This is a genomic window from Proteus sp. G2674 (assembly GCF_009915195.1).
Taxonomy (GTDB): domain Bacteria; phylum Pseudomonadota; class Gammaproteobacteria; order Enterobacterales; family Enterobacteriaceae; genus Proteus; species Proteus mirabilis.
In genome coordinates this window covers 1-13813 of record NZ_JAABLS010000005.1, presented here as the reverse complement: position 1 = coordinate 13813, position 13813 = coordinate 1, and the positions used below count along the sequence as shown (strand labels likewise).

The window sequence follows — 13813 nt, the reverse complement described above, 5'->3', positions numbered from 1 at the left end:
GATAAACCTTATATTCTCAAGTTATTCAGCAGGTCCGGCTTTACGATCGGGTTGTGCATCTAAAGATTGACCACTCACTTCAATGCTGTCATCACTCATTAGATAGAGATATAACGGCATTAGATCTTTTGGCGTTTTAAGTTTTTGTGCATTTTCATCGGGGAAGGCACTTGCTCGCATACTGGTGCGTGTTCCACCCGGATTGATGCAGTTAATACGCAAGCTACTGTCTTTATATTCTTCATGTAACACTTGCATTAAGCCTTCTGTGGCAAATTTAGAGACAGAATAAGCCCCCCAACCATAACGGCCTTGGCGACCTACACTGGAGGTTGTCAAAATAAGGCTTGCATGAGGTGCCTTAAGCATTAGGGGGATTAAGGCTTTAGTCAACATAAAGGTTGCATTAACGTTGACTTGCATCACATCATGCCAAAGTGTACTTGGTTGGTTAATTATCGGCTCAACAACACCGAGTAGGCCGGCATTTTGTAATACACCGTCCAAATGAGGAAAACGTTTTACGATAGTATCAGCAAATTCCTGATAATCGTTCTCGCTTGCGGTGAGTAGATCTAAAGGGTAAAGCATCGGTTGTTGCCCGCCTGAAGTGATAATCTCATTTTGTACATCTTCAAGCTTAGATAAGGTACGTCCTAACAAGATTAATGTCGCACCATAGCGAGCATATGTGAGAGCAGCTTCTTTACCTATGCCATCACCAGCCCCCGTTACTAGAATTATTTTATCTCTTAATACAGTATGATCGGGTTGATATTGCAACATATTAATATCCTGTTTATTGAAAAATAAATAAAGTGTAACGTCTTATGTGCTTAAGAACCAGTTTAGCGACTCATTTTTAAAGTGATTAACGGCTAGTGATACAGATAATAACTGCCAGAATGGCGCCTTTGTTACTGGCATCAGCGTAAAATTTCGTTAAACTAGGTGCTATGATTTCACTGTGTTTTATTAACCTTAAAAGAGGCCTTTGTGGAGTATATTTTACAATATGGACTGTTTTTAGCTGAGATTGCGACAGTTGTTGTCGCTATTATTGCTATTGTTTCGTTTTTTGTGGTTATCGGTAGTAAAAAGCAACATCGAAAAGGCACATTAAAGGTGACTGATCTTGCTGAGTCTTACCACGATAAACAACGTGTTATGCAACAAGCCAAAATGGATGAGGCTGAATTAAAAGTGTGGCATAAAGCGTTTAAAAAACAACAAAAGAAAGAGCAAAAACTGAGTAAAAACAATGCTAAAGAAGGGCGCAAAGGCGTTGTTAAACCTTGTTTATATGTTATTGATTTTAAAGGTAGCATGGATGCCCATGAAGTTGGTGCATTACGTGAAGAGATAAGCGCTATCCTCTCTGTGGCACAAGCGGGTGATGAAGTACTGCTTCGTCTTGAAAGTCCTGGCGGTATGGTTCACGGTTATGGCCTAGCCGCAGCCCAGTTAACTCGTTTAAAAGATAAAGGGATCAAATTAACTGCAGTGGTCGATAAAGTCGCCGCCAGTGGGGGTTATATGATGGCCTGTGTCGCTGATAAAATTGTTGCGGCACCTTTTGCGATTATCGGCTCTATCGGTGTGGTCGCTCAAATACCCAATATTCATCGTTTATTAAAGAAAAATGACATTGATGTTGAGTTACATACTGCCGGTGAATATAAACGCACGTTAACCCTATTAGGGGAAAATACGGATGAAGGTCGTGAGAAATTTAAACAAGATCTCAATGAAACTCATCTGCTATTTAAGTCTTTCGTACATAAATATCGCCCTGAATTAGATATCGATAGTGTTGCAACTGGCGAGTATTGGTATGGAACAGATGCTGTAGATAAAGGGCTGATTGATGAAGTGGGGGTCAGCGATGATTGGCTCATCAGTCGTATTAATGATTTTGAAGTATTATCCGTTCAATATATCCTGAAGAAAAAAATGGTAGAACGAGTTACTGGTGGCGCAATGGAAAGCGTGGATAAATTAATGATGCGTTGGCTACAAAGGGGTAAAAACCCACTGTTATAAGCATTATCAAATAACGTGTTGCTATCAAATTAGCGATATTCAGCAGTTAGATGTAAGCTGAGTATCGCTATTTTTTTATTATTTATTCAGCGTTTTTCGAATAAAAAAAAGCCAGTGAGGTATCCACTGGCATAAAAATAATTGATAATTTTTAACAACAATCGGGCAATATTTCCTCTTTCTAGGAAGACTCAATATAGCGATAAAGAGAAAATAAATATAATTGATATTACATATTGAATTGATAGGCTCTGAAAATCTTCTCTATATCTTATATTGATAGTTAATAACCGATTTCTTGGCAATAAGTGCCAAAATAGTCAGCAAACATCATCACGCTAGATGGTATTTTTCAGATAACACATGTGCTAAATGTTTAAACATATTGAATGCAGCGGTACTTTTAGCCGTGGGTAAACCCTGTTCATCTAAAAAAAATTCGCCTTTAAATACCAGTACATTGCCTTTTTGTTCAACAGAATCTGCGTACATACCTTGTAAATAGTCTTCATGTTCACGTATGATTTTATTCGCTTTTTCAAGTAGCATCTCTGCGGAAATAGGTGTAGTTTGTGTCGACATCATTTATGCTCCTTAGAAAAATAATTTGTTGCGCCTCGCTTTTTATCAGGTAGAGTGTGGCATTTTTAAAAGCTTAGCTACTCTATATACATAGACATCGCTATGTTTTAGACCTGAATCAGTGATGAGGTGATTAAAATACCTCAAAAAAAGTAACGTGTTTTGCGTTTAAACAAAAGCTTTGAATAAAAACAGGTTGATATATTGCAAAACTAACGCAATATAAAAAGAGATTTCAAAAGTTTTCTGAGCTGAGGGTATTAAACAATACCGTCATGACAAAGTTTAATTAGGTAAAGGTAATTATGGGTAAAGCTCTTGTTATCGTGGAGTCCCCGGCTAAAGCCAAAACAATCAATAAATATCTTGGCAATGACTACGTAGTAAAATCTAGCGTGGGTCACATTCGTGATTTGCCAAAAAGTGGTTCTGGCAGCCAGAAGAGCGAAAACTCATCCGCCACGAAAGGCGTGAAAAAGGTTAAAAAGGATGAGAAATCAGCCTTAGTCAGCCGTATGGGTGTCGATCCTTATAATGGTTGGCATGCAAACTACCAAATTCTGCCGGGTAAAGAGAAGGTAGTCGCTGAACTAAAAGCATTGGCTGAAAAAGCAGATCATATCTATCTCGCAACGGACCTTGACCGCGAAGGAGAAGCTATCGCGTGGCATTTACGCGAAGTGATCGGCGGTGAAGATGATAGATTTAGTCGTGTCGTGTTTAATGAAATTACGAAAAATGCCATTACACAAGCATTCCAAACACCGGGTGAGCTGAATATTGACCGTGTTAACGCGCAACAAGCACGTCGTTTTATGGATCGTGTGGTTGGCTATATGGTTTCTCCGCTGTTATGGAAAAAAGTGGCGCGTGGTTTATCTGCGGGGCGTGTACAGTCAGTTGCGGTACGCCTACTCGTCGAGCGTGAACGTGAAATTAAAGCATTTGTGCCAGAAGAGTATTGGCAATTACACGCTTCATTGCTGACACCCGATGAACAACCCTTGCGTATGGAAGTGACGCACTATCAAGATAATGCCTTTAAACCAGTCTCCTCTGAGGAAACTCAGGTGGCGGTTAAGGCGTTACAGAATGCCACTTTCATCGTTAAAAACCGTGAAGATAGACCAACATCCAGTAAACCAAGTGCCCCTTTGATCACCTCTACATTGCAACAAGCGGCAAGTACTCGCTTAAGCTTTGGGGTGAAAAAGACCATGATGTTGGCTCAACGTCTTTATGAAGCAGGTTATATCACCTATATGCGTACTGACTCTACCAACCTGAGTCAGGATGCAATCCAAATGGCACGTGATTATATTCACGATAAATTTGGTGCAAAATATCTGCCTAAAGAGCCGAATGTTTATTCAAGCAAAGAGAACTCACAAGAAGCGCACGAAGCTATTCGTCCTTCTGATATCAATGTGACGGCTGAATCTTTAAAAGATATGGATAGCGACGCGAAGCGTTTATATCAACTGATTTGGGATCAATTTGTCGCCTGTCAAATGACACCGGCAAAATATGACTCAACCACACTTACGGTTGTATCAGGGGATTATAAACTACGCGCTAAAGGTCGCACATTACGTTTTGCGGGTTGGACAAAAGTCATGCCAGCAATGCGCAGTAAAGATGAAGATAAAACATTACCAGCGGTTGATGTTGGGGCGCAATTAGCGTTAGCTGAGTTATCGCCAACGCAACACTTTACTAAGCCACCAGCGCGTTTTAGTGAAGCTACATTAGTTAAAGAGCTAGAAAAACGAGGTATTGGTCGACCTTCAACTTATGCTTCAATTATCTCTACCATTCAAGATAGAGGTTATGTCAAAGTTGAAAACCGTCGTTTCTATGCAGAAAAAATGGGTGAGATTGTTACCGATCGCTTAGAAGAAAACTTTAGTGATTTGATGAACTACGATTTCACGGCTCAAATGGAAGATCATCTCGACCATGTTGCCAACAACCAAGAAAACTGGAAAGCGGTATTAGATGCATTCTTCACAGATTTTAGTCAGCAACTAGAAGTCGCTGAAAAAGATCCAGAAGAAGGAGGAATGCGACCTAACCCTATGGTTATTACTTCTATTGAATGTCCTACTTGTTCTCGTCATATGGGAATTAGAACAGCGACGACAGGGGTATTCTTAGGGTGCTCGGGCTATGCTTTACCACCAAAAGAGCGTTGTAAACAAACGATAAATCTTATTCCTGAAGATGAATTACTTAATATCTTGGAAGGAGATGATGCGGAAACTAATGCATTACGTGCCCGTCGTCGTTGTCCGAAATGCGGTACGGCAATGGACAGTTATCTTATTGATACTCATCGTAAATTACATGTTTGTGGTAATAATCCTGCATGTGATGGTTATGAAGTTGAAGAAGGTGAATTCCGCTTAAAAGGTTATGAAGGCCCAGTGATTGAGTGTGATAAATGTGGCGCTGAAATGCATCTAAAAATGGGGCGTTTTGGCAAGTACATGGGTTGCACCAATGAAGAGTGTAAAAATACACGTAAGATCTTAAAGAGTGGTGAAATTGCACCACCAAAAGAAGATCCGGTTCCACTACCTGAGTTGCCTTGTGAAAAATCGGATGCTTACTTTGTGTTACGTGATGGCGCGGCGGGTATTTTCCTTGCGGCCAATACGTTCCCTAAATCAAGGGAAACCCGTGCACCAAAAGTCGCAGAGTTAGTACGTTTTAAAGATAGATTATCGGAAAAAATGCGCTACTTAGCACAAGCACCTGTAACCGATCCTGAAGGGAATCCAACCATAGTACGTTTTAGTCGTAAAACTAAACAGCAATATGTCTCTTCTGAAAAAGAGGGGAAAGCAACAGGTTGGTCAGCCTTTTATATTGATGGCAAATGGGTTGAAAAAAGTAAATAGTATCGATAGTTATTGATATTTTAAGATAAAAAAGCGACTTACTGACATAAGTCGCTTTTTTTGCATTAAGACGATATGCTAATTAACGTACATTGAAACAGTATTAATGGTGAGTCTCTATTTGTTGTTATCGACGACTTTATGCTGAGCATAAATAATAAGAGGAAGATACTATGAAACTGATACCTTTGTTACTCTCTGGACTACTCTTTACATCGGTTGCCAGTGCGGCGAGCTTAGATGTTACGTTAAAAGAAGCCTTACCTACAGGGGCGGGTGATGATATTGGAGTTGTCACTATTACCGAAACCGATTATGGGCTGTTATTTACGCCAAAACTTACTGGGTTAACACCGGGTGTTCATGGTTTTCATATCCATGCTAATGGCTCTTGTGAGCCAGATATGAAAGATGGAAAACCTGTTCCAGCATTAAAAGCGGGTGGTCATCTTGATCCTGAAAATAAAGGTGTTCACTTAGGGCCTTATAACAAAGAAGGGCATTTAGGTGATCTACCTGGTTTGGTTGCCAATAGTCAAGGTGACGCTGATTATGCCGTTCTTGCTCCTAGACTGACTAAGCTTGATCAAATTAAAGATAAAGCCTTAATGGTTCACGTTGGGGGAGATAACTACTCAGATAACCCAGAAGCGCTTGGCGGTGGTGGTGCTAGAATGGCATGTGGTGTGATTAAATAATTCATTTATTTATAATCCAAAAGCTATCTGATGATGGCTTTTGGGTTAATGGTTATACTCACTAAAATAGTGCATAGTTTTATCCCATCGCAATGTGATGAAATTACATTTAATTTTGATTAAAAAACGACTGCTTTAAGCGGTTTTTCTTATGTATTTTTTGGGTGTTAACCATATCATTTTTTCTTTTTCTATTTTCCCCGTCATTTTCTACTATTACTTATTTGATTAATTATTTATAAAAAATAATATATCTAACATAATATGAATCTTTATTTATTTCGTTTCTCCTTATTTATGCAATCCGAATTTTATCATTATTCATAAAATGAATATAAAAAGCCCAAAAGAAGATTAAAAAATACACATATTATATAGGCTAAATAAAATAAACGGCTTATTTAGAATTATATTTTAATTAAATCAATCTTATTAGCTAAATATATTGATAAAATTGAGCTATTAAAAATGGCAAGGTAACGTAATTGAATATGATTAATTTTTAACTGTTAAAAATCAATATATTATGAACTATTTTTTGAGCTTTCCATATTGGAAACAAAATATATTTTACTGTACACAGTATTTACTGGGTTATGAGTAATTTGTTTATTTATTACTCATATTTTATATTGACAAACACTTTTTATGATTATTTATGTAGCATGATATAGTGATATTTCAATTATTTTACGCAAAGTGACTTATGCTAGAGAGGTACTAAATATGGGAGCTGTTTACAGTTTATTAATAAGCTTTTATTATCCTTTATTCAAGTCTTATTGTACGCACTGGCTAAGGTAGCGGATATAACGGACGAAGTGTTTTTAGTGTAATCGTTTAGTTTAATTTGTTATTTTTGATACTGCGTAGCGATTTTTATAGCTTCATATATGTAAGGAAACAATGATGAGAGCCACAGTCCTTGGGAAAAGAATTGGATTACATAATGACAAAACGACCACCGGAGCGACTTGTCTTGCTAGCATATTAACGGTCACCAATGAAGGGATTAGCATATTGAGACTTGGAGATAAAACAACACGTTGTCCAGTATGCAATGAAGAAGGCACGATAGTGACTGGAGAGCAAGGAATGATACTGGATGGACAAAAAATTGCTGTAGAAGGCTCTATTGTCCAATGTGGCTGCTCTTATGGAAAGAATAGGGTTACTTGTTAAATTTTTTCTTATTATTCGCAAGGAGAAATAGTCATGGATGGATTAGTTTTTACCTGTCAATTTAAAGGAATTCCTGAAGAAACATTCACTGTGACAGAATTTCAACTGACTGAGCATTTATCTGAGTTATTTACACTTTCTTTAACTGCGGTAAGCTCATTACCGTCTATCTGTTTTGATGATATGTTGGGGTTTGCTTGTTCCTTAACGGTTACGCGCAATGGTAAACCTATTCGTACTGTACGTGGGCTATTAGCTAGTGCGGAGCAACAAAATACAGATGGTAATCAAACGTGGTATCACTTTATTATTCGACCTGAAATTTGGGTCATGTCTTTAGGGCAAAACAGTCGAATTTTTCGACAAATAACGGTGCCTGACTTACTTCAGCAATTATTATTTGAGTCTCATATTAAAGCGGATTGCAAACTCTATGCTGAGGATGCTTATCCTAAGCGTGATTATATAACACAAAAGCGTGAATCAGATTATCAGTTTTTTTGCCGTTTAGCTGCAGAAGAGGGAATAAGCTTTTGGTTTGAAGATGCAGGAATTGAGCCACGGATGTTTTACAGCGATTCTCACTTAGGTATGACGGCAGATATTGACTTAATCTACAACCCACAATATGAAACAGATACTAGAGATCATACTGCATATCATTGGCGTTATAGAGAGTCACTGCTTTCAGATAAAATTCTTTACAAAGATTATAATTCTAAACGTCCTTCTTATCCCCTTGAAAGTAAAATAGAAGGGGAAATACATAATCAGCATCCATATTATGAAAGTTATGGGCGTTTTCAGACGCAAGATGATGCGGATCGTTATGCCAAAATTCGAATGGAAGAGATACAACAACACCGTTGTGTCGGCAATGCATTAACTAATTGTTTTGCTTTGATGCCAGGGAAAATTTTTTCGTTATCTTCTCACCCATGCTCAAATATGAATCGCCGTTGGCAAGTCATTGCTATTACTCATCACGGCACTCAACCCTTAGCTGATAATAGGGAAGGGCAAGGGACAACATTATCGAATAATTTAACCTTTATTCCTGATAATTTAAATTGGCGCCCGCCTTTTATTCATAAACCAACAGCTGATGGCGATGAATTAGCCACAGTAGTTGGCCCCGAAGGTGAAGAAATCTATACCAATGAAGAAGGGGCTGTACAAGTTTATTTTCATTGGGATCGCATGCGAGAACCAGAATTAGGAAGCTCATGTTGGGTTCGGGTAGCGCAGGGATGGAATGGTAACGGTTATGGCTTTATGGCAATACCTAGGATTGGACAAGAAGTGCTTATCAGTTATCTAAATGGAGATATAGATAGACCTATAATTTCAGGCTGTACATATAATGGACGCAATACTCCGCCACTAAACCTACCTTATGAGATGACGCGTACTACGTTTAAAACAAAAACGCATAAAGGAGAAGGGTTTAACGAGTTACGCTTTGATGATAAAGCAGGCCGAGAAGAAATCTATCTTCATGCACAACACGATATGAATGCTCATATTGAACATAACGCATATTTCCATATTCAGCATGATGCAAAAAAACGGATTAATAATGATCAATTTACCGAAATCGCAGGTAATGATCACTTTATTTTAAAAGGCTCACAAAAAAATCATATCACTGGAAATGTATCATTACATATTGAAGGTGATGAAAAGACGAAAGTAAATGGAAATGCGGTGCATGAAAGCACTCTGCAAACTTATTTTGTGAGTGGCGGTAAAATTGTGCTTGATGCGGGGACAGAAATCACCCTTAAAGTGGGAGAGAGTTTTATACGGATCACTCCCAATATGATATTTACTTCGAATAATTTGGTCGTCGGTGGTGGTAGTGCAGGAAGTGGGACTTCTATCGATTTGGAGCTACCGCAAGGCGTCCCTCCTTTAGAGTTATCTCCGTATCCTGTAAAAAAATACTGTGCAGTAGCAGCACAGCACTCAGGGGGAATAATTATAAAACCAAATGAGGATGAATAATGTCACTGACATGGACTTCATGGTTAACAAATACCATTCAAAGTGATGTGTATTTTTTAATTAACACGTTATCGCAACCAAATCCGATTAAACAATTTTATATTAATGATTGGATTGAAGAGGCATTCCCTATATATCGTGGAACGGCATTATCACACTTATCGAGTGTCAGTCCATGGTTGGTAAAAGTAAAACCCTCGCAATACTCACATTTGGGCCAAGTATTAGATACTATGCCATTAGGTGATAATAGCTGGGGATGGGCTTATCATAGCCAACTCGATTGGCGTACCCAAATCACTCATTGGCAAAAGCATCAACTAGTGATAATGAATGATAAAAAAGTTATCTTTCGTTTTTTTGATGCGCGTATAGCGCGTACGCTATTACCAAAATTATCACTTGGCGATTGGGCTGTCTTAATGATGCCTGTTGATGACTGCTTGATTGAAGGTGATGAGGTTAATGAAAACTATACGCGACCTCAATATGCAGATCCCTTTATTAGCCCCGTAGATTATGAATTAAGAGAGCATCTAATTACAGCTTGGCGTGATTCTGAACAGGCTTATGTTAATGTAATTAATAACTTCTATATTCAGTTTTGGGAAAAACAGAGTGAATTAGCTTATCAGTTAGATGAAGTTGACGGTCGTTTAATAGGGTTTATCCGCGATTGGATGGACGAATGTCAGAAAAATAGATTAGATACCGCCTATCTGTATGATGATTTATTTTTGCGCTATCTAAATAAAAATAATCTATTACCTGATATGACTATATAACAAGGATGACAAGGAAGAAAAATGACATTTAGATACGATAAATATAATGATCCTTATTGCCCCGATTGTGCTAAACATAATGCTTGGATAGAAATCTTACTGGTAGATGAATTGAACAATCCTATTTCGGATATGCCCTATACACTGACTGTCTCTGGGGGAGAAAAAAGAACAGGTAAAACAGATCGTAATGGGATTGTTAGAGAAACAGATTTACCGCCAACAGGGGGGCGCTTTTCTATTAATGCACAAATGCTGGCTGATGAAATGGAAAAACGTCCTTTAAGAGTACGCAGAAATAGTTCTTCCAAAATTCGCTATGATGCAACACAACGTAATGATAATTACCGCTATTTAACTATTGGTGATTTATGTGATGCTGCGCCTAAAATTTTAGATTGGGATCAACCAGAGTTACCTAAATATCATTTTAAAAAACAGCAACCCAATGGATATATGTTAATATTTCGTAATGAACGTTGGGTTTTTGAAGTATGTTCATTTAGAGCGTGGTCATTCTTATTACATCATCAGAAAGATTACTCAATTACTAATGCCTGTAATTTAAGTATATTATCTGTATTGTCTTATGCGAGTTTTAAAGCTAATAATGACAAGGAGCCTAATGCTGAAAATTATTCAGGCTCAATTGAGGACGTTTTTTTTAACCAACTCTTTGACTTATCCCAAATCCCACAGCAATTTGAGGAAAAGTCTTTTACCCCGATAATATATGATGTTCCGTTTAGTGAACGTTATACAGATGTTGAATTTATTGATTCAGCTAAGAATTTAGATACTCAAATGTTTTATATCGCAAATAATAAGGAAGTTATTGTTGTTTGGCGAGGAACGGCAGGAAAAACTGATATATTTACAGATATAAAATTTAAACCAGTTAGACTGCAGCAGGATATGGGGATAGAAGGCTATGTGCACTCTGGTTTTTATAATTCATTTAGGACCATGGATGGTGAATATAAATTAAGGCCGAAAGTAAATGTAAATGATGATAAAAAAGGTAAAGAAAATCCATTCGATTTAATTAAAGGTTTAGCTTCAGAACGAAAATTATTTATCGCAGGGCATAGTCTAGGGGGGGCATTAGCTTTATTACATGCCATAAAATTAAGAGAATATAATCCAGTGCTTTATACTATTGGTATGCCTCGGGTATTAACCCTTTCTATTACAGAGCAGTTGGGAGATATTATTCATCATCGCCATGTCAATGAGGACGATCCAGTACCAGCCCTTCCTTTTGAAAAAGATATGAATAATATCGCTTTTATAAGTGATCATGATTGGCTAGGGTATTCTATAGAAATTGCAATAACATATATAGACTTGAAACATCAAGGTATGGCGAGCAAAACTATTGAACAATTGAAAACAGATTTCAATATAAAAAATGATACATTTATTCACCATGGTGATGCTGTGCATTTTTACAAACCAACATCAAAAACATCTATGTATAAATACGTGTTGGCAAGTGTTGGATATGCACCAAGTCTTTTGGTGAATATGGAAATAGATAAAAAACGCTATCTCGTCTCTGATACTGATGAAAAGCTCTATCTCGTCTCTGAACTACTACCCGATCATCGGCTTAAACAAGAATTTTTTGAACTATATAAGTTACCCAAAACAGCATCACCTGGTGTAACTGGTGGTGGAGACCACTCAAGTCGTAAATATACTAACTTTATTATTTCTAAAATAATTAGTTTAGTTAAATATAAAGGATTAACAGAATCTGCATATGATATTAGAGCAGAATTGGTCAATCAAAAAAGACTATCACAAGCCAAATACGATGAAAGCAGTTATTTGCTAGACTTAGATCTTATGGTTGCAGATACATTATTACCCACATTACTTATGCCAGAAGGTATAACGGCGCTGAAAAGGTTCAAATATGCTAATGACAATAATTAAATCACTTATTTTTATCCCTTATCTATTATTAAGTGGATGTGGCGAGTATATCAATATATATCTTGATAATAAATTTCCCGTCAATATGAATAATGATGGCAAAAAAATCACGGTTTATTCAACTATTTCACCTGAAACAGCAGTGGAAGTTATTGGTACTTATACGTCAAATAAGTGTGAACGTTCTCATTTTAATGCTTCTTATACTAAAGTCACTTATTCCTCTTTAACGCAAGAAGTGGAAGCAGAGCGTAAAATAGCAGAGGATAATAAAACCGCAACCTATATCGTGCCTATTGATGGAGGGGGATGGTGTAATTGGAAGCTAGTAGAAATAGATATAGCCCCAGTCTCTACTATTTATAAAAGTCATATGGTGATTAGTGAAGTTATTCCAATTGTCGATGACAAGCATTCAAAAATAGAATTATTTACTACATTAGCTCCCGTAATAGTGGAAAGCAAGAATGATCAAAAAATCTATTATGCATCATCAAAAATGGAAGGTGAAAAGAAATTATCTAATAAATTAAATGGAGAAATTTATTTTAATTATAAAGTTGAACCTAAACTAACCACGACTATCTCAAATGATAAAAAAGCTATTTTCCCTAATGGCAATATTAAAACACTGAGTGGATCGACTTATAGTAAAATAATTGGTTTTAATGAAATAATCGAGAATAGTGATGAAAAAACGTTTACTTCTTTTGTTCGGTATATTGATTGATTAATCTGTTTGGGGGAGTCAGTAGTTTTTGCTGTCTAAAGTGTAAGAAGGGATATGCGATTGCGATTTTAAGCAGGTGAGCGGAGTTGAATGGGGATTAACTATGTTAATGACAATGATTAAATCACTTATTTTTATCCCTTATCTATTATTAAGTGGATGTGGTGAGTATATCAATATATATCTGGATAATAAATTCCCCGTCAATATGAATAATGATGGCAATAAAATCACGGTTTATTCAACTATTTCCCCTGAAACAGTAGTGGAAGTTATTGGTACTTATACGTCTAATAAGTGCGAACGTTCTCATTTTAATGCTTCTTATACTAAAGTCACTTATTCCTCTTTAACGCAACAAGTGGAAGCAGAGCGTAAAATAGCAGAGGATAATAAAAACGCGACCTATATCGTGCCTATTGATGGAGGGGGATGGTGTAATTGGAAGCTAGTAGAAATAAAACTAGCGCCAGTCTCTAATATTCATAAGATATATACGCGAATTAGTGAAATTATTCCAATTACCGATGATAAGCATTCAAAAATAGAGCTGTTTATCACTTTAGCTCCTGTCATAGTGGAAAAATATAATGGTAAATCAATCTATTACTCATCATCAATAATGGAGGGTGAACAAAATCTATCCAATAAATCAAATGGGGAAATCTATTTTAATTATAAAGTTGAACCTAAACTAACCACGATTATTTCAAAGGATAATAAAGCTATTTTCCCTAACGGCAATATTAAAACACTGAGTGGATCGACTTATAGTAAAATGATTGGTTTTAATGAAATAATCGAGAATAGTGATGAAAAAGCGTTTACTTCTTTTGTTCGGTATATTGATTGATTAATCTGTTTGGGGGAGTAAGTGTTTTTTTTTCTGTCTAAAGTGTAAGAAGGGATATGCGATTGCGATTTTAAGCAGGTGAACGGAGT

The 13813-nt window shown here is 36.9% G+C and carries 11 protein-coding genes; 9 read left to right on the top strand and 2 right to left on the bottom strand.

Annotation, left to right across the window (positions count from 1 at the left end; all coding sequences use genetic code 11):
* Positions 1 to 21: 21 nt before the first annotated feature.
* On the bottom strand, positions 22 to 783 hold the full coding sequence (locus tag GWI58_RS00505) for a YciK family oxidoreductase (RefSeq protein ID WP_026090429.1): 762 nt from the start codon (positions 781 to 783) through the stop codon (positions 22 to 24).
* A 213-nt stretch (positions 784 to 996) separates the two neighbouring features.
* Here GWI58_RS00505 and sohB point away from each other — a divergent pair, with 213 nt between their 5' ends.
* Positions 997 to 2043, top strand: coding sequence for a protease SohB (gene sohB, locus GWI58_RS00500; RefSeq protein WP_004243049.1), 1047 nt, complete (start codon positions 997 to 999; stop codon positions 2041 to 2043).
* Between the two features lie 333 nt (positions 2044 to 2376).
* Here the strand turns inward: sohB and GWI58_RS00495 are convergent, their stop codons facing one another.
* Entirely contained in the window at positions 2377 to 2625 is a 249-nt protein-coding gene (locus GWI58_RS00495; RefSeq protein WP_036896103.1) for a YciN family protein, read from the bottom strand.
* A gap of 305 nt (positions 2626 to 2930) precedes the next feature.
* Between GWI58_RS00495 and topA the strand changes: the two genes are divergently transcribed.
* From topA to GWI58_RS00455, 8 genes are all read left to right on the top strand, one after another.
* Entirely contained in the window at positions 2931 to 5528 is a 2598-nt protein-coding gene (gene topA / locus GWI58_RS00490; protein ID WP_004243046.1) for a type I DNA topoisomerase, read from the top strand.
* Positions 5529 to 5701: 173 nt separating this feature from the next.
* Complete coding sequence (gene sodC, locus GWI58_RS00485) at positions 5702 to 6226, top strand: superoxide dismutase family protein (protein WP_017628093.1); 525 nt, start codon at positions 5702 to 5704, stop codon at positions 6224 to 6226.
* A gap of 909 nt (positions 6227 to 7135) precedes the next feature.
* Positions 7136 to 7408, top strand: a complete 273-nt coding sequence (locus GWI58_RS00480; protein ID WP_004251082.1) for a PAAR domain-containing protein — start codon at positions 7136 to 7138, stop codon at positions 7406 to 7408.
* A 33-nt stretch (positions 7409 to 7441) separates the two neighbouring features.
* On the top strand, positions 7442 to 9415 hold the full coding sequence (locus GWI58_RS00475; RefSeq protein WP_161768819.1) for a type VI secretion system Vgr family protein: 1974 nt from the start codon (positions 7442 to 7444) through the stop codon (positions 9413 to 9415).
* Complete coding sequence (locus GWI58_RS00470) at positions 9415 to 10200, top strand: DUF4123 domain-containing protein (RefSeq protein ID WP_004251087.1); 786 nt, start codon at positions 9415 to 9417, stop codon at positions 10198 to 10200. The genes GWI58_RS00475 and GWI58_RS00470 overlap by 1 nt, the downstream gene beginning before the upstream one ends.
* Positions 10201 to 10221: 21 nt before the next feature.
* Positions 10222 to 12141, top strand: a complete 1920-nt coding sequence (locus tag GWI58_RS00465; protein ID WP_161768818.1) for a lipase family protein — start codon at positions 10222 to 10224, stop codon at positions 12139 to 12141.
* A complete protein-coding gene (locus GWI58_RS00460) occupies positions 12122 to 12871 on the top strand; it encodes a hypothetical protein (RefSeq protein WP_161768817.1) in 750 nt (249 codons plus the stop codon). The genes GWI58_RS00465 and GWI58_RS00460 overlap by 20 nt, the downstream gene beginning before the upstream one ends.
* A 103-nt stretch (positions 12872 to 12974) precedes the next feature.
* Positions 12975 to 13724, top strand: coding sequence for a hypothetical protein (locus tag GWI58_RS00455; protein ID WP_161768816.1), 750 nt, complete (start codon positions 12975 to 12977; stop codon positions 13722 to 13724).
* The last annotated feature ends 89 nt before the right edge of the window (positions 13725 to 13813 follow it).